Genomic DNA, 17,177 nt, shown 5'->3' with positions numbered 1-17,177 from the left:
TCCGTGTCTGAATGGCAAAAGTGAAATTTAACAGGTTCTTGCCGCAGCATGCCACGGACCATGGAAGCTGCCAAAAACATTTTCGTGATCGGCGGAAACATCCCGTAGCGCGGGTCAGAACCGGCGCGGCACACGTTCTGTCGTGGCCCAGTCGGGCCACCATCCCATCCATTGGATCCCGGCGATGAGCAGCGCCAGCGCAATGACCGCAAAGACCAGTATCACCCGTTTGACCGAGGGCGGGTGATGCGCCCATTTCGCCATGCGCAAGAGCCAGATCGGGTTCATGTGAAACGGACCTTTCCGATGAAGGGCAGGTTGCGGTTGCGCTGAGCATAATCGATGCCATAGCCCACGACAAATTCATCCGGAATCTCGAAGCCGGTCCAATCCGCCTTCATGTCCACCTCGCGGCGGCTGGGCTTGTCCAGCAGCGCGATGGTTTTCAGCCGCGCAGGCTCGCGCGATTTCAGCAGGTTGGTGACATGGTGCAGCGTATGGCCGGTGTCCACGATATCCTCGACCACCAGCACGTCACGGCCTTCGATGGCGCCGCGCAGGTCCTTGAGAATGCGCACCTCGCGGCTGCTTTCCGTGCCGTCGCCATAGCTGGAGGCCTCAAGGAAATCGACCTCGATCGGCAGGTCCAGCTCGCGCACCAGATCGGCGATGAACACGAAGGAGCCGCGCAGCAGCCCTACCACCACCAGTTTGTCGGTGCTGTCGAATTCATCATGGATAGCGCGGCACAGCGCTTCGATCCGGGCGGCAATCGCCTTGGCCGAGATCATTTCATCAATCACATAGCGACGATCTGTCATGACCATTGGCCCTTGATTTCATGGCGTTTACCGGAGACATAGGGCTAACCCGAGCAGACCCGGAACGCAATGCCGACCCATTCAGAGACCAAAGAACTGCCCTATACCGCGCAACAGATGTACGATCTGGTGGCGGATGTGGGCAAGTACCCCGAATTCCTGCCCTGGACGGCGGCCGCGCGCATCCGCAGCGATGAACGGATCGGCGACCATCGCGTGATGGATGCCGATCTGGTGATCAGCTTCAAGGTGTTCCGCGAGCGATTCACCAGCCGCGTGACGCTCTGGCCCGATCAGATGAAGATCGACACCGAATATCTGGACGGCCCGTTCAAATACATGCTGTCGAACTGGCGGTTCGAGGATGCGCCACAGGGCTGCAAGGTGCATTTCCACGTCGATTTCGAATTCCGCAATCGGATCTTGCAGGGCATCATCGGCGTTGTCTTCAACGAGGCCATGCTGCGCGTGGTGAAAGCCTTTGAAAAACGGGCAGAGGCGCTTTACGGATCGGGTGCATGAGCACCATCACCGACCAGCTGATCCGTTTCCGCAAGGCAGAGGTTCCGGCCGAGGCCGCCGTGATGATGCGCCTGTCGCTGTTCGACTGGGCCGCCTGCGGCATTGCCGGGGCGCAGGCCGGTGAATTCGACGATTTCGCCGCCGCGCAACGTGCGATGGGCGCCGGGCAGGCGCAGATCTTTGGCGGGGGCACGGCCACGGCGCCCCTGGCCGCGCTGGTCAACGGCACGCTGTCCCATGCGCTGGATTACGATGACACGCATTTCGCCCATATCGGCCATCCTTCGGTTGCGGTGCTGCCTGCGGTTCTGGCACTGGCCCAGGAGCTGCGCGCGCCGCTGGACGAGGTGGTCGATGCTGCGACGCTGGGGGTTGAAGCCTCGATTCTCGTGGGGCTCTGGCTGGGGCGCAGCCATTATCAGGTGGGCTATCATCAGACCGCCACGGCGGGGGCCTTCGGCGCGGTCATGGGCTGCGCGCGGCTGCTGGAGCTGGACAAACGCCAGTTGCGGGCGGCGCTTGGCCTTTGCGCCAGCATGGCCTCGGGGCTGAAATCGCAGTTCGGCACCATGGCGAAGCCGCTCAATGCCGGTCTGGCCGCCCGCACCGGGGTGGAGGCGACGCTTTGGGCGCAGGCCGGGATGACGGCGGCAGAGGATGGTCTGGCGGGACCGCTGGGATTTGGCCCCACCCATCACGGCGAGGCGGCAGAGGTCAGCGCGCCGAGGGGCAGCTGGCGGATCACGGAAATCAGCCACAAGTTTCACGCCTGCTGCCACGGGTTGCATGCGATGCTTGAGGCGCTGCGCGGTGCCGATCTGGATCTTGAGGCGGTGGAGAGCATCCACATCCGCACCAATCCGCGCTGGATGAGCGTGTGCAACATCGACGCACCGACCACGGGGCTGGCGGCCAAGTTCAGCTATGCCCAGACCTGTGCCATGGCGCTGCTGGGCCATGACACCGGCGGCATTGCCAATTTCACCGATGAGATCACCAAAGACCCGGAGATTGTCGCGCTGCGCGACAAGATCCGCGTCAGCGAAGAGGCGCGCCTGTCAGAAACCCAGTCCGAAATCGCCGTCTCTTTCACCGGCGGCGCGATGCGGCGGCTGAAGCATGACCTGTCGGCGCCGATGCCGCTGGAGGTCCGCGCGGCGAAACTGCAGGACAAGGCGGTGGCCCTGCTGGGCGAGGACCACGCCGAAGCGCTGTGGCTGGCGGCGCAGGGCGATGACCTTGACGCCTTCATGGATCAGCTGGTCAGGTCGTAGGCCCGCTCCCCGTGGCTGGACAGGTCCAGCCCGTTTGATTCCGCTTCCGCATCCACCCGCATCGGCACGATGGCGCGGCAGGCATAGGCGGTGACCAGTGTCACGACCGTGGTGAAGATGCCGACGATGGCCAGCGATCCCAGTTGTGCGGCCCAGGTGCCTGCACCCAGTGCCGCGATCATCACCGTGCCGAAGATCCCGCCGACGCCGTGGACCGCAAAGACATCCAGCGTGTCGTCGACCTTCAGCTTGTTGCGCACCAGCGTGACCGCTTCCTGACACAGCACGCCCGCAATGGCGCCGATCAGCAGCGCGGCCCAGGGCCCCACGAAACCCGACGCCGGGGTGATCGAGGCGAGGCCCGCAATGGTGCCGGTCACCAGACCCACCAGCGAGGCCTTGCCGAACTTGATCCTTTCCCAGAGCGCCCAGGTGAGCGAGGCGGTGGCGGCGGAGATATGGGTCACGGTGATCGCCATCGCGGCGCCCCCGTCGGCGGCCAGCTGCGAGCCGCCGTTGAAGCCGAACCAGCCGACCCAGAGCATCGCGGCCCCGATCATCACCATCCCCGGGTTGTGCGGCGGTTTGCTGTGGTCGCGGCGCGCGCCCAGCATGATCGCCAGGATCAGCGCCGCGATCCCGGCGGTTTCATGGACCACGATGCCGCCCGCGAAATCGCGCACCCCCGTCTCGCCAAAGATGCCGCCATCGGCCAGCATCCCGCCGCCCCAGATCCAATGCACCACCGGCGCATAGCACAGCAGCATCCACAGGCCCGAGAACAGCAGCAGGAAGGCGAAATTGATCCGCTCCACATAGGCGCCGACGATCAGGGCGGGGGTGATGATGGCGAATGTCATCTGAAAGGCAAAGAACAGGATTTCGGGCAGGGTGCCGCTGAGGCTGTCGATGGTGATGCCGCTCAGCCCGGCCTTGTCCAGCCCGCCCCAGATGCCGCCGGTGCCGGGGCCGAAGGCGATACTATAGCCCAGGAGGAACCACAGCACCGACATCAGGCAAGCGATGGCATAGCAATGCATGAAGACGCTGAGCACGTTGCGCGCGCGCACCAGCCCGCCATAGAACAGGGCAAGCCCCGGTAGGGTCATGAAAAGGACCAGCGCGGTTGCGGTCATGATCCAGGCGGAATCAGCGGCATTCATAGGGTGTCTCCGGGTCAGCGTCAGGGTTGCCGCACCTTGGGCAAGCGGAACGCCCGGAAAAGACTCAACATGCCTATTTTGGCATCTTTTTTGAAAATGCCGATAATTTGGGCGGCTGGCGGGGTGTTTTGCCCGGTATCAGGGCAGGCTGAAAAGTCCCTGCACCAGCAGCGTCAGGGCGTGGTCGCGGGCAGCGGTGCGCACCCGGCTGCGGCCCATGGCGCCGAATTCCTGGGTAGTGGCCCAGAGCTGATCGCCCGCCGCGAGGCCGAAACAGACGCGGCCCTCGGGCTTGTGCTCGGACCCGCCGGGGCCTGCGATCCCGGTGATGGAGACGGCCACCTGGGCCCCGGAATGTGCCAGCGCGCCTGTTGCCATTTCGCGTGCGACCTCTTCTGAGACCGCGCCGAACATCTGCAGGCTGCTGGGGCGCACGCCCAGCATCTTCATCTTGGCGGCATTGGTATAGGTGACGAATCCGCAGTCGAACATCACCGAGGATCCGGGCACTTCGGTCAGCGCGGCGGCGACAAGCCCGCCGGTACAGCTTTCGGCGCAGGAGACCAGGACGCCTTTTTTCTGTGCCAGTTCAATAATCTGTGCTGCAATGCTCATGTCAGAACTCCGTGGTATAGACCGGCCAGGACCATCACGCCCAGGGCTGCAAAAATGCCCGCGATCACATCGTCCAGCATCACCCCCAGCGCATCGCCGCGCGCATCGGCCCATCCAACCAGCCAGGGTTTCCAGATGTCGAAGAGGCGGAAGAGAAGAAATGCGGCGATCCAGCCGGGCCACATCACCAGCATGTCCAACCCGCGCGTCCAGGCGGCATAGGACAGGGGCAAAAGGGCAATCCACTGGCCCACGACCTCATCCACGACGATTTCGGAAGGGTCATGATCATCGCTGCCCGCCGTCATCTTCGCCGTGGCCCACCAGCCCTTGCCAAAACCCGCGACAACCGCCAGCACCAGCAGGGGAAAACCGCCGAGAACATGCAGCAGCCAGCCCCAGGGCAGCGCCACAAGCGAGCCCCATGTGCCGGGGGCGGGGCGGATGTAGCCGACGCCAAAAACGGTTCCGATCATCTTTGCGATATTCATGATTTCACCAATGTTGCCGTGGCCATACAGGCGATCCCCTCGCCGCGTCCGGTGAAACCCAGCCGCTCGGAGGTGGTGGCCTTGACCGAAACGCGCTCAACCTCCAGCCCCAGCAGCCCCGCCATGACGCGGCGCATTTCCGGGGCATGGGGGCCGATCTTGGGCTGTTCGCAGATCAGGGTGCAATCCACATGGGTGATCGCGAATCCGGCCTGTGCGGCAAGCCCGGCGGCATGGCGCAGGAAAACCTCGCTGGCGGCGCCTTTCCACTGCGGATCCGAGGGCGGGAAATGCTGGCCGATGTCGCCCATGGCCAGCGCGCCATAGATCGCGTCGGTCACCGTATGCATCCCCACATCCGCATCCGAATGGCCCACAAGGCCCTGATCATGCGGGATGCGCAGGCCGCAGAGCGTCACATGATCGCCGGGGCCAAAGGCATGAACGTCAAATCCGTTGCCTGTTCTGATGTCCATCCGGCCCTCCAGTATCCGCGCGGCGCGGGCGAAATCGCCGGGCGTCGTGATCTTCATGTTATCGGCGTCGCCGGGGGTGATGGCAACCACAATGCCCGCCGCCCGTGCCACCGCCACGTCATCCGCCGCCGGGCCGTCATATGCCGCATGGGCGGCGCGGATCACGGGCAAGTCAAAGCCCTGCGGCGTCTGGGCGGCAAAAAGCCCTTCGCGGTCCTGAGTGCCGGTGACACGCTGCGCGCTGCCCTGCCACAGCGCATCTGTGACCGGCAGGCCGGGGGCTGCGGCGGCGTGATGCTCCAGCGCCGCGATCACCTCAGAGATGACCTGTTGCGGGACGCAGCAGCGCGCCGCATCATGGATCAGGACCTTGCCGCTGTCGGGCAGGAGCGCAAGCCCCGCGCGTACCGATGCGGCCCGGTCCGACCCGCCTGAGGCCACCGCGATGCCCGCCTCCCGGAACGGTGCGGCCTTGTCCAGGTCATCGGGATGCAGCACCAGCGCAATGGTATCGACGGCAGGATGCGCCCGGAATGCGGCGATGGTATGGGCCAGCACGCTGCGCCCCGCGACCCGCTGCCATTGCTTGGGCAGATCGCCCCCGGCGCGGGTGCCGCGCCCGGCCGCCACGATAAGGGCGCAAATGGTCATGAAGGGCTCTGATCGTGCATGAAACCTGTCTAGGCAATGTGGCCTGAAGGCGCAATCGTCCAGGTGCGCTGCCTAAATATTAGGCATTTCGGGCTGTACTGTGGTATGGGGGGGCGATAATTCATTGAGGTATCAGGGGGGTGACGATAGACCTGACCCAAGCGCACAAGGATTAAGCATGTGACCGCGACACGCCTGCCAAATGACCTCTTTCCTCCGGTGTTCCTCGCCCCGATGGCCGGAATCACCGATCTGCCCTACCGGACGCTGGTGGCGCGCTTTGGCGCGGGGCTGGTGGTGTCCGAGATGGTTGCGAGCCAGGAATTGCTGAGCCGCCGCCCCGGCACCCGCGAAAAGGCCGAGCTGGGTCTTGGTGTCGAGGGCACTGCCGTGCAGATCGCGGGCCGCGAGGCCGCGCCGATGGCAGAGGCCGCGCGCATGATCGCGGGGCAGGGTGCGCGGATCATCGACATCAACATGGGCTGCCCGGCCAAGAAGGTGACCCAGGGCGCCTCTGGCTCCGCTTTGATGAAGACCCCGGATCACGCCCTGCGCCTGATCGAGGCGGTGGTGGCGGCGGTGGACGTGCCGGTTACGCTCAAGACCCGGCTGGGCTGGGACGACGAGATGCTGAATGCGGCGGACATCGCGCGCCGCGCCGAGGCGGCAGGCATCTGCATGATCACCATCCACGGCCGCACCCGCTGCCAGTTCTACAAGGGGCGGGCCAACTGGCGCGCGATCCGCCGGGTGAAGGACGCGGTGGAGATCCCGGTGATTGCCAATGGCGACATCACCAGCCCGCGCGCCGCGCGCCGGGCGCTGGACCATTCCGGTGCGGATGGGGTGATGGTCGGGCGCGGGGCGCAGGGGCGGCCCTGGTTGCTGGCACAGGTTTCCCATGCGCTTTACGGCACCCCGGAACCGCGGGTGCCGCAGGGCAAGGGCTTTGCCGACATGGTTGAGGAACACTACGAAGCGATGCTTGGCTTTTACGGCGTTGAACTGGGGGCGCGTGTCGCCCGCAAACATCTTGGCTGGTACATGGATACCGCGGGCACCCCGGCGGAACTGCGCCGCGCGGTGCTGACCGGGGCGACAGCGGACCGGACTGTCAAACTGCTGCGCGAGGCGCTGGCCGCCGACCGCGCATTGGTGGCCGCATGAGCATGGACCGCCAGATCTGGGCCTCTTTGCCGATCCCCAGTTTCGTGATCGCGCCCGACAACAGGATCGACGCGATGAACCCCGCCGCCGAAGGCTTTCTCAACGCCTCTGCCAAACATGTGAAGGGCAGCCCGGTGTGGGACATGATCGCCGTCGACGATCCGCTGGAAGAAGCCTTTGAGCGTGCGCGCGAGAGCAACACGCCTTTGTTCGTCAATGACATCGACGTGGGATCGGGCCAGCGCGCGCCGCTGAAATCCTCGCTCCAGATCGCGCCGCTGTCGGGGCGTGCGGGCTTTATGCTGATGATGATCAGCCCGCGCGAACTGGCCGGGCGCATGACCCAGAGCCATTCCGTCAAATCCGCCGCGAAATCCGCCATCGGCATGGCCGAGATGCTGGCCCATGAGATCAAGAACCCGCTGGCGGGCATCACCGGGGCGGCGCAGCTTTTGTCGATGAACCTGAACGCGGATGAGCTGGAACTGACCGATCTGATTGTCGCGGAAAGCCGCCGCATCGTGAAGCTGCTGGAGCAGGTGGAGCAATTCGGCAATCTGACCGAGCCGGTGCGCAAGCCCGTGAACCTGCATGACGTGCTGGACCGCGCCCGGCGCTCCGCGCTGCTGGGTTTTGGCGCGCAGATGAAGATCATCGAGGATTACGACCCCTCGCTGCCGCCCGCGCTGGGGGACAAGGACCAGTTGCTGCAGGTGGTGCTGAACCTGCTCAAGAACGCATCGGAAGCCGCCGGAGAGGGGGGCGGGACGATCCGCCTGCACACCTATTTCGAACATTCCTTCCGCCTGCGCCGCGCCGATGGCTCCGGCCAGTCGCTGCCCCTGCAGATCGAGGTGATAGACGATGGTCCGGGGCTGCCCGACCACATCAGGTCGGTGATCTTTGATCCCTTCGTATCCGGGCGCGAGAACGGCACCGGGCTGGGGCTGGCGCTGGTGTCCAAGATCATTTCCGAACACGACGGCTGGATCTCGGTGGACAGCACACCGGGGCGCACCGTCTTTCGCATATCGTTATCCCGCGCCCCGGCGCATCAAGAGGAGATATAAGACATGGATGGTACCGTACTGGTCGCCGATGACGACCGCACGATCCGCACCGTGCTGACACAGGCCCTGACCCGCGCGGGATGCAAGGTGCATGCCACCTCAAGCCTGACGACGCTGATGCGCTGGGTCGGTGAGGGCAAGGGCGACGTGGTGATCACCGATGTGGCCATGCCCGATGGCAACGGTCTGGAGATGCTGCCGAAAATCTCGCAGGACAGGCCGGATATGCCGGTGATCGTGATTTCGGCGCAGAACACCATCATGACCGCGATCAAGGCGGCGGAGGCGGAAGCCTTTGATTACCTGCCCAAGCCCTTCGATCTACCCGATCTGATGAAACGGACCGCCCGGGCGCTGGACCGCAAGGGCGCGACCCGTGCGGCCCCCTCCGGCAAGACCGGCACAGAGGAACGCGACGACCTGCCGCTGGTGGGCCGGACACCGGTGATGCAGGCGCTTTACCGGCTGGTGGCACGGGTGATGAACACGGACCTTCCGGTGCTGATCTGGGGCGAAAGCGGCACCGGCAAGTCGCTGATCGGCCGCGCGATTCACGACTTTTCCGACCGCCGTTCGCTGCCTTTCGTGACCGTGACGGGTGCCGATCTGCAGGAGCTTGAAGGCCCCGCGCGGGTGCTGGCGCGGGTGCGTGGCGGCACCCTGTTGATCGACGAGATCGCGGACATCGACCATGAGATTCAGGCCCGCATCGCGCGGATGATGGATGCGCCGGGCGAATATACGCCGCGTTTTCTGGCCACCAGCCAGTCCGACCTTGCCGCCGCGATGAAGGCGGGCACGCTACGCCGCGATCTTTATTACCGCCTGTCCGGCGCCACCCTGCATGTGCCGGCGCTGCGCGACCGGGTGGAGGACATCGATCTGCTGGCGGCGCATTTCCTGGAAAAGGCCGAAGGATCGGTTTCCACCCTGCCGCGTCACCTGTCCGAGGGAGCCTCCAAGGTCTTTGCGAATTATCCCTGGCCCGGCAACGTGCGGCAGCTGGAACATGCGATGCGCCAGCTTGCCCTGACCAGCCGCGCCGCCGAAATCTCGCAGGCGGAGGCCGAACAGGTGCTGGGGGCGCAGCCCTCGCCGGAACCCTTGAGCACCCAGGCCAATACGGAGCGGCTGGGCCAAAGCGTGGAACGTCATCTGCGGCGGTATTTTGACCAACATGGCGCAATGCTGCCGCCGCCGGGGCTTTATGCGCGGATCCTGCGCGAAGTGGAGGCCCCGCTGATCGAGATCGCCCTGGGGGCGACCTCGGGGAATCAGGCGAAATGCGCCGATCTGCTGGGCATCAACCGGAACACCCTGCGCAAGAAAATCACCGACCTCGATATTGAGGTGACACGGGGTCGCAAAATGATGTAAAAGCGCCACATAACCGTGGCCATCGTGTCTCAGCTTAACGTTGAATGCGATCAGGACCACATAATATGGCGGTTGATGCACCCGTGCATCACATCATCGGCGAGGATAGCGGGTGGCATCCCGGTCACGCAGCATCACCTTGGAAAGTCTGGGCCGTCTGCGGCGCGTGAAACGCGTGCGCAATCTTGCGACCCTGGGGCTGGTGGTTCTGGGGCCGGTCCTGGCCATGGCGACCTATCTGATTCTGGGGCCGCTGGGGCAGGGGGCCAATACCCCCAGCCTGCGTCTGATCCTGCTGACCGACCTGGTCTATGTGCTGCTGATCGCGGCCCTTGTGCTGAGCCAGGTGGCGCGACTGGTTGCGGCACGGCGTGCCAAATCCGCCGGTTCGCGGCTGCACCTGCGGCTGACCGGGGTGTTTGCCCTGATGGCGCTGATCCCCACGGTCAGCGTGGCGGTCTTTGCCGGTCTTACGGTCAATGTGGGTCTGGAGGGCTGGTTTTCGGACCGGGTCCGCTCGGTGGTGGAAAACTCGCTGACCGCGGCACAGGCCTATGAGAACGAACAGCGCGAAGGGCTGCGTGAGGATGCGGTGGCGCTGGCGCGCTTCATTGACCAGAACATCGTGGCCGGGCGTGTGCTGACCGATCGAGAGCTTCTGACCGAGGGGCAGCGGCAATCCCAGCGGGGCCTGCGCGAAGCCTATCTGATTGACGGCACTGGTCAGATCCGGGCGCGGGGCGCACGGTCCTACCTGTTCAATTTCGAGGAACCGAGCACCGAACAGATCGTGGAATCGCGCGGGGCCCAGGTCCTGGTGATCGAGGATTGGCCAAACAATGAATTCCGAGCCCTGGTGCCGCTTCAGGGGGCGGTGGACCGTTACCTTTATGTCAGCCGGGATGTCGATGGCGATATCCTGTCGCTGCTGGATGAAACCCAGGAAACCGCACGGCTCTATCAGCAGCTGGAGAAGGACCGGGGCAGGCTGCTGTTTGAATTCGGCCTGCTTTATGTCGGCTTTGCGGTGATCCTGATTCTGGCGGCGGTCTGGCTGGGGCTGTGGTTTGCCGAACGTCTGTCCGGGCCGGTGGGGCGTCTGACCGGGGCGGCGCAACAGGTCGGTGCGGGCGATCTGAACGTGCAGGTGCGCGAAGAGGATGGCGACGATGAAATTGCCATGCTGGGCCGCTACTTCAACCAGATGACCACCCAGCTGCGCGGCCAGCGCGAAACGCTTTTGGACAACAACCGTCAGATCGAACGCCGCAGGCGGCTGTTCGATTCGGTGCTCTCCTCTGTCACTTCCGGTGTGGTGGGGCTGGACCCCGAGGGCAGGGTGACTTTCGTCAACCGCTCGGCCATGCGCCTGCTGGACTGGACCGAGGAACAGCAATCGCTGTCGCTGACGGTCGCGGTGCCGGAATTCGGCCCGCTGTTCGACACGCTGTCCAGCGGTGGCGGTGAGGCCACCACCGGCGAGGTCAAGGTTTCCCGGCAGGGTGCGATGGAGAACCTGCTGGTCCGTATGGCCACCCGGCGCAGCGACAATGGCAGGCTTGAGGGCTATGTGGTGGCCTTTGACGACGTGACCGACCTGGTCAGCGCACAGCGCATGGCCGCCTGGGGCGACGTGGCGCGGCGCATTGCCCATGAGATCAAGAACCCGCTGACCCCGATTCAGCTGTCCGCCGAGCGGATCAGGCGCAAGTTCGGGTCGCAGATGCAGGGCGATGATGCCGAGAAACTGGACCAGATGACCGGCGTGATCATCCGCCAGACCGGGGATCTGCGGCGCATCGTTGACGAATTCTCGAAATTTGCCCGGATGCCGGAGCCCGAAACCGCGCAGGAGGACCTCTGCCAGCTGCTGCGCGACGCGGTGTTCCTGCAACAGGCAGGCCAGCCCGGGGTGCGGATCCGGGCCGAAGTGCCGGATTATCCGGTGCTGTCCCAGGTCGATGCCACGATGATTTCGCAGGCGCTGACGAACCTGATCAAGAACGCGGGCGAAGCCATTGAAAGCCTGAAGGAAAAAGGCGCGCCGGATGACCTGGTGCCGCAGATTTTCGTCAGGATGGTTCCGGGCGAGACAACCGCCCGCATCTCCATTGCCGACAATGGCATCGGCCTGCCCGAAGACCGGGCACGGCTGTTCGAACCCTATGTTACGACGCGCAGCGAGGGGACCGGCCTTGGCCTGCCCATCGTCAAGAAGATCATCGAGGAACATGGCGGCAGCCTGACCCTCGAAAATGCCCCCGTATTCGAGGGGCAAAACCACTTTGGCGCGATGGCGGTGATTACCCTGCCGATCGTGCCAACCCAGACCCCGGCCCAGATGGAGGAAACCGCATGAGTGACATTCTGATTGTTGACGATGAGAAGGACATCCGTGAGTTGATTTCGGACATCCTGGAAGACGAGGGATATGCGACGCGGCTGGCAGGCGGATCGGACGAGGCGATGGCCGCGATCAACACCGAGCCGCCGGCGCTGATGATCCTCGACATCTGGCTCAAGGACAGCCGGATGGATGGCATCGACATTCTCAAGACCGTCAAACGCGACAACCCGGATGTGCCGGTGGTGATCATCTCGGGCCATGGCAACATCGAGATCGCGGTGGCGGCGATCAAGCAGGGGGCCTACGATTTCATCGAGAAACCCTTCAACATCGACCAGTTGCTGGTGGTGATCCGCCGCGCCATGGAAACCTCGCGCCTGCGCCGCGAGAACCAGACCCTCAAGCGCAAGGATATCGTGACCTCGGAGATGCTGGGCAATTCGGCGGCCTTTCGCGCGCTGATCGGGCAGCTGGACAAGGTGACGAAATCGAACGGCAGGGTGATGCTGAGCGGGCCTGCCGGATCGGGCAAGGAAATCGCGGCGCGCTATATTCATGCCCATTCCAGCCGCGCGCAGGCGCCCTTTGTTACCGTGAACTGCGCCGGGGTGGCCCCGGACCGGATGGAAGAAGTCCTGTTCGGCCGCGAAGGGGCCGACCGGGGCGTGGAGCCGGGCCTGCTGGAGCAGGCCCATGGCGGGGTGATCTATTTCGACGAGGTGGCGGACATGCCGCTGGGCACCCAGTCCAAGATCCTGCGGGTGCTGGTGGACCAGCAATTCACCCGTGTCGGCGGCAACGACAAGGTGCGCGTGGACCTGCGGGTCATCTCATCGACCAACCGCGACCTTGAGGCGGCGATCCGGGCCGAGACCTTCCGGCAGGAGCTCTATCACCGGCTGAACGTGGTGCCGATTACGGTGCCGTCGCTGGAAGAGCGGCGCGAGGATATTCCGCTGCTGGCGGAACATTTCATCGCCGAATTCAACCGCAGCCAGGGGCTGCCCCAGCGGGCGCTCAGCGATGATGCGATTGCCCTGATGCAGACCATGGTCTGGCCCGGCAACGTGCGCCAGCTCAAGAACCTGGTGGAACGGGTGCTGATCCTGGGCGAGGGCACCGGCCCGATCGAGGCGCGCGAACTGCCCGGCGAGGAAGAGCGCGGCGAGGACGATGGCCGCGTGGTGCTGTCCGGTGCGCTGGCCACCCTGCCGCTGCGCGAGGCCCGCGAAGCCTTTGAGCGGGAATATCTGCTGACCCAGATCAACCGCTTCGGCGGCAATATCTCGCGCACCGCGAATTTCGTCGGCATGGAACGTTCGGCCCTGCACCGCAAGCTGAAGTCGCTGGGGGTGGTGACCTCGGCCAAGTCCGGGGTGCGGGTGGCCCATGTGGACGAGGAACAGGCAACGGCGGAGTGATCCGGGGGATGGCTGCCATAGACCCGGGCCATTGTTTCACCCGGCGCTGATGTTGGACTGGGGCTCTGCCCCAGACCCCGGGAATACTTAGGGCCAAAAAGAAAAGGGGGTTGATCACAGGACGCAGGTTTTTGCGCGGTTCAGCCGCGCGTGACGATCTGGAAGCTGCCGTCGCGGTTGCGGATGGCGCAGGACTCCGGACCCAGCGCCGGCAGCACCCTGGTGGCTGCGGGCGGTGCGGCGCGCGCCACATTGTCCGGGCAGGGCGGGATCGACACGGGGGCATAGCCCCTGTCGGCCATGCATTGCTGTTCGACCCGTTTGCGCAGGCCATCGTTGGGATCGAAGCTGATGGTCTCGCCGGGGATGTAATAGCCCGGCACCACCGTGCAATTGCCCGCCGAATCGCAGCGCCTGCGGGGCGGGATGAATTCGGGCGGCAGCCGTCTGACCTGCGTGCTGGCGGGCACATCGCGCAGCGCGGCAACCTGGCAGGCAGTTGTGTCGCGGTTCAGCCGGTCGACCGCCACGCCGGGTTTGTAATAGGTCGTCAGCGGCGCGCAGCTTGCCGCCACCCCCAGACCGAATATCGCTGCCATCCAGATGCGTTTCATGCAACCATTCTGCACCGGGCGCGGGGCAAAGGCAATTGCCGCCCCTTGCCAAGCTTTGCATCATGCCCTCTAACCGGGGCAGGATACGCGGGGTGTCTTCACGCGGGGCAACAGGTAGGGATGCGCCATGAAAGTGATCATTTGCGGCGCGGGACAGGTCGGCTGGCAGATTGCCCGCCATCTCAGCGGCGAACGGAACGACGTGACCGTGGTGGACAGCAATGCGGACCTGATCCGTCGGGCCACCGACACGCTTGATGTTCAGGGCATTGCGGGATTCGCAAGCTACCCCGATGTGCTGGACCGGGCCGGGGCGCGCGATGCGGAGATGATCATCGCCGCGACCCATTCGGATGAGGTCAATATGGTGACCTGCCAGGTGGCCCATTCGGTGTTCGGCATCAACCGCAAGATCGCCAGGTTGCGTTCGCAAAGCTATCTGGATGCGATCTATTCCGACCTTTACCGGCGCGACCACATGCCCATCGACGTGGTGATCAGCCCCGAAAAGGAAGTGGCCGCCGCCGCGCTTCAGCGCCTCTCGGCCCCTGCCGCCTTTGACACCGAGGTGTTCATGGACGGCAAGGCGCATCTGCTGGGCATCACCATCGACCAGGATTGCCCGGTGGTGAACACGCCGCTGCGCCAGTTGACGGATCTGTTTTCGACGCTGCGGGCGGTGGTTGTCGGCGTGCGCCGGGACGGGACCCTGTTTGCGCCGGAATCGGCGGACCAGCTTTTCGTGGGCGATGACACCTATGTGTTCTGCCACCACGAGGACATTTCCCGCACGATGGAAATCTTCGGCAAGCGCACCTCCAAACAGGAGCGGATCGTGCTGGTTGGCGGGGGCAATGTGGGGCTGACCGTGGCCCAGCATCTGGAAAGCGGTGCCAGCCGGATGCGCACCAAGATGATCGAGAAGAACCGCAAATGCGCCGAGCGCGCCGCCGAGGCGCTGGAGCGGACCATCGTGCTGAACGGCGACGGGCTGGATGCCGCGCTGCTGGCAGAGGCGGGCATCAGCCGTGCCGATGCGATGCTGGCGGTAACCGATGACGACAAGACCAACCTGCTGTCCTGCGTGCGCGCCAAGGCCGAGGGCTGCCCCTTTACCATCGCGCTGATCAACGACCCCACGCTGGTGCCGCTGATGACCCCGCTGGGCATTGATGCCTATATCAACCCGCGCGCCACCACGGTCAGTTCGATCCTGCGCCATATCCGTCATGGCCGGGTGCGCGCGGTCTATTCCATTGGCGATGCCGAGGCCGAGGTGATCGAGGCGGAGGTGCTGTCGACCTCGCCGATTGCCGGTCGCACCGTCTCGGAGATCGAGTTTCCCGAAGGGGTGCTGGTGGGCATGTTGCGCAAGAACGGCAAGATCGTGCGCCCGCTGGCCAATACCCGCATCGACGAGGGCGACACGATTGCGGTCTTTGCCCTGGCCGGGGATGTGCCCAAGGTCGAGCAGCTGCTGCAAGTTTCCATCGACTTTTTCTGAGCCATGAGACCCGCACACCACAGGCAAAAGACGACGCTGCGCAACAGTTTCCTGGAACTGCCCCTGTTCCTGCTGATTTTCGGCGTGGCCTGCGCCTCGATGCTGGTGCCGGCGCTGCACGGGTTTGCAGTGAATGACCATGGCACCTCGCAGGCCTTTCTGTATGCGGGGGTGCTGGGGCTGGTGGCCTTTTCCCTGATTGCCATTGCACATGCGGGGCGCGCGCCGCGTCACGGCACGCTGGGGCCCCTGATGTCGCTGCTCTCGGCCTTTGTCTTTCTGCCGGTGATGCTGGCGCTGCCCTTTGTGGAGGCGCTGCCGACGACACGTTTCGTCAATGCCTATTTCGAGATGGTCAGCGCCATCACCACCACCGGGGCCGCCATGTTCCAGGAACCCGGACGGCTGAGCCCGACGCTGCATCTGTGGCGTGCCCAGGTCGGCTGGATGGGGGGGCTGCTGATGTGGGTCGCGGCATCGGCGATCCTTGCACCGCTGCATCTGGGCGGATTCGAGGTGACCTCCCAGGCCGAGCCGGGGCGGCGCGACACCTCCTCGTCGCGGATGGCCCCGATGAGCCCGCGGCTCCGGCTGATCCGGGTGACGATGACGCTGCTGCCGATCTATGCCGGGCTGACGCTGCTCTTGTGGCTGCTGCTGCTGGCAGAGGGGCAGGCGCCGCTGGTGGCGCTGTGCCATGCGATGTCGGTCATGGCCACTTCCGGCATCTCGCCGGTGGGCGGGGTCCAGAACACCGGCATCGGCTTGTCGGGCGAGGCGGTGATGGCGCTGTTCATGCTGTTTGCCCTGTCGCGGCTGACCTTTTCCAAGGACACGGTGACGGCGACGCAAGGCGGGCTGCGCACCGATCCCGAGTTCCGCATCGGCATCTTCATCACCCTGGCGGTGCCGCTGGTGCTGTTTGCCCGGCATTTCATCGGGGCCTATGACGTGTCGGCGATGGAGAATCTGGGCCAGGCGGTGCGCGCGCTCTGGGGGGCGCTGTTCACGGTGCTGTCGTTCCTGACGACGACGGGGTTTGTCTCCGTCCACTGGATCGAGGCGCAGAACTGGTCCGGGCTGCCGACGCCGGGGCTGATCCTGATGGGGCTGGCGCTGATCGGGGGCGGCGTGGCCACCACCGCGGGCGGGGTCAAGCTGCTGCGGGTCTTTGCGCTTTATCAGAATGGCGCGCGGGAGATGGAGCGGCTGGTGCATCCTTCCTCGGTCAGCGGGGCCGGGGCCGCGGGACGGCGGCTGCAATCCAACGGGGCCTTCATCGCCTGGATCTTTTTCATGCTCTTTGCCCTGTCGCTGACGGCGGTGACCCTGCTGCTGACCCTGACCGGTGTGCGTTTCGACAATGCGGTGGTGTTGTCGGTCGCGTCGCTGGCGACCACCGGGCCGCTGATCGAATATGCCACCGATACGCCGATCCGGCTGATCGAACTGACGGTCTCGGCCAAGGCGATCCTCTGCGGTGCAATGGTGCTGGGACGGCTTGAAACTCTGGCCATTATCGCGCTGCTGACACCCGACCTGTGGCGCGGCTGACACTGGGCTGACCCAAAACCGGTCAACCTGCGGAGATTGGGGGTGGAAACTCCCCGGCAGGGACTGCATAGTTGGCCAAATTGGGGGGGCCCGGTCCGCGGGTGCCGGCA

At 64.8% G+C, this 17,177-nt stretch carries 16 protein-coding genes; 9 read left to right on the top strand and 7 right to left on the bottom strand.

Going from position 1 to position 17,177, the window contains the following annotated elements; all coding sequences use genetic code 11:
• Nucleotides 1-114: 114 nt before the first annotated feature.
• Both ACWNZ3_RS10605 and hpt read right to left on the bottom strand, forming a co-directional pair.
• Nucleotides 115-288, bottom strand: coding sequence for a hypothetical protein (locus tag ACWNZ3_RS10605; RefSeq protein ID WP_205388325.1), 174 nt, complete (start codon nt 286-288; stop codon nt 115-117).
• Nucleotides 285-821, bottom strand: coding sequence for a hypoxanthine phosphoribosyltransferase (gene hpt / locus ACWNZ3_RS10600; RefSeq protein ID WP_496899920.1), 537 nt, complete (start codon nt 819-821; stop codon nt 285-287). The genes ACWNZ3_RS10605 and hpt overlap by 4 nt, the downstream gene beginning before the upstream one ends.
• 69 nt (nt 822-890) lie before the next feature.
• On the opposite strand from hpt, the gene ACWNZ3_RS10595 reads away from it, so the two are divergent.
• Both ACWNZ3_RS10595 and ACWNZ3_RS10590 read left to right on the top strand, forming a co-directional pair.
• Nucleotides 891-1,343, top strand: coding sequence for a type II toxin-antitoxin system RatA family toxin (locus ACWNZ3_RS10595; RefSeq protein WP_269361876.1), 453 nt, complete (start codon nt 891-893; stop codon nt 1,341-1,343).
• Nucleotides 1,340-2,617, top strand: coding sequence for an MmgE/PrpD family protein (locus tag ACWNZ3_RS10590; protein WP_496899919.1), 1,278 nt, complete (start codon nt 1,340-1,342; stop codon nt 2,615-2,617). The genes ACWNZ3_RS10595 and ACWNZ3_RS10590 overlap by 4 nt, the downstream gene beginning before the upstream one ends.
• On the opposite strand, the gene ACWNZ3_RS10585 is transcribed toward ACWNZ3_RS10590, so the two are convergent.
• From ACWNZ3_RS10585 to ACWNZ3_RS10570, 4 genes are all read right to left on the bottom strand, one after another.
• Nucleotides 2,599-3,780, bottom strand: coding sequence for an ammonium transporter (locus ACWNZ3_RS10585; RefSeq protein ID WP_496899918.1), 1,182 nt, complete (start codon nt 3,778-3,780; stop codon nt 2,599-2,601). The two genes, ACWNZ3_RS10590 and ACWNZ3_RS10585, sit on opposite strands and share 19 nt — an antisense overlap.
• Before the next feature lie 138 nt (nt 3,781-3,918).
• Nucleotides 3,919-4,395: a CinA family protein gene (locus ACWNZ3_RS10580; RefSeq protein ID WP_269361881.1), complete on the bottom strand. Its 477-nt coding sequence runs from the start codon at nt 4,393-4,395 to the stop codon at nt 3,919-3,921.
• Nucleotides 4,392-4,886 (bottom strand): phosphatidylglycerophosphatase A family protein, encoded by a 495-nt coding sequence (locus tag ACWNZ3_RS10575; RefSeq protein WP_496899917.1) that lies wholly within the window; start codon nt 4,884-4,886, stop codon nt 4,392-4,394. The genes ACWNZ3_RS10580 and ACWNZ3_RS10575 overlap by 4 nt, the downstream gene beginning before the upstream one ends.
• A complete protein-coding gene (locus tag ACWNZ3_RS10570; RefSeq protein ID WP_496899916.1) occupies nt 4,883-6,013 on the bottom strand; it encodes a bifunctional 2-C-methyl-D-erythritol 4-phosphate cytidylyltransferase/2-C-methyl-D-erythritol 2,4-cyclodiphosphate synthase in 1,131 nt (376 codons plus the stop codon). Before ACWNZ3_RS10570 ends, ACWNZ3_RS10575 begins: the two co-directional genes overlap by 4 nt.
• 180 nt (nt 6,014-6,193) lie before the next feature.
• Between ACWNZ3_RS10570 and dusB the strand changes: the two genes are divergently transcribed.
• The 5 genes from dusB (at nt 6,194) to ntrX (ending at nt 13,395) form a co-directional block, all read left to right on the top strand.
• The gene (gene dusB, locus ACWNZ3_RS10565; RefSeq protein ID WP_496899915.1) at nt 6,194-7,180 is read left to right on the top strand and encodes a tRNA dihydrouridine synthase DusB; all 987 of its coding nucleotides are present in this window, start codon (nt 6,194-6,196) and stop codon (nt 7,178-7,180) included.
• Nucleotides 7,177-8,250, top strand: a complete 1,074-nt coding sequence (locus ACWNZ3_RS10560; protein WP_274575507.1) for a two-component system sensor histidine kinase NtrB — start codon at nt 7,177-7,179, stop codon at nt 8,248-8,250. Before dusB ends, ACWNZ3_RS10560 begins: the two co-directional genes overlap by 4 nt.
• Before the next feature lie 3 nt (nt 8,251-8,253).
• Nucleotides 8,254-9,627 carry a response regulator gene (locus ACWNZ3_RS10555; protein ID WP_269361890.1) on the top strand — a complete coding sequence of 458 codons (1,374 nt, stop codon included), beginning with the start codon at nt 8,254-8,256 and terminating at the stop codon, nt 9,625-9,627.
• 112 nt (nt 9,628-9,739) lie between these two features.
• Nucleotides 9,740-11,986 (top strand): sensor histidine kinase NtrY-like, encoded by a 2,247-nt coding sequence (locus tag ACWNZ3_RS10550; protein ID WP_496899914.1) that lies wholly within the window; start codon nt 9,740-9,742, stop codon nt 11,984-11,986.
• The gene (ntrX, locus tag ACWNZ3_RS10545) at nt 11,983-13,395 is read left to right on the top strand and encodes a nitrogen assimilation response regulator NtrX (protein WP_274575510.1); all 1,413 of its coding nucleotides are present in this window, start codon (nt 11,983-11,985) and stop codon (nt 13,393-13,395) included. The genes ACWNZ3_RS10550 and ntrX overlap by 4 nt, the downstream gene beginning before the upstream one ends.
• Before the next feature lie 140 nt (nt 13,396-13,535).
• On the opposite strand, the gene ACWNZ3_RS10540 is transcribed toward ntrX, so the two are convergent.
• On the bottom strand, nt 13,536-14,009 hold the full coding sequence (locus ACWNZ3_RS10540) for a hypothetical protein (protein WP_496899913.1): 474 nt from the start codon (nt 14,007-14,009) through the stop codon (nt 13,536-13,538).
• A gap of 127 nt (nt 14,010-14,136) precedes the next feature.
• On the opposite strand from ACWNZ3_RS10540, the gene trkA reads away from it, so the two are divergent.
• Nucleotides 14,137-15,513, top strand: coding sequence for a Trk system potassium transporter TrkA (gene trkA, locus ACWNZ3_RS10535; protein WP_114277272.1), 1,377 nt, complete (start codon nt 14,137-14,139; stop codon nt 15,511-15,513).
• A gap of 3 nt (nt 15,514-15,516) precedes the next feature.
• Nucleotides 15,517-17,067, top strand: coding sequence for a TrkH family potassium uptake protein (locus ACWNZ3_RS10530; protein WP_269361896.1), 1,551 nt, complete (start codon nt 15,517-15,519; stop codon nt 17,065-17,067).
• Nucleotides 17,068-17,177: the final 110 nt, after the last annotated feature.

The organism is Sulfitobacter sp. IGS-18 (assembly GCF_059628195.1).
The sequence above is the reverse complement of the archived record's forward strand: the minus strand, read 5'-3'. Positions and strand labels throughout refer to the sequence as shown.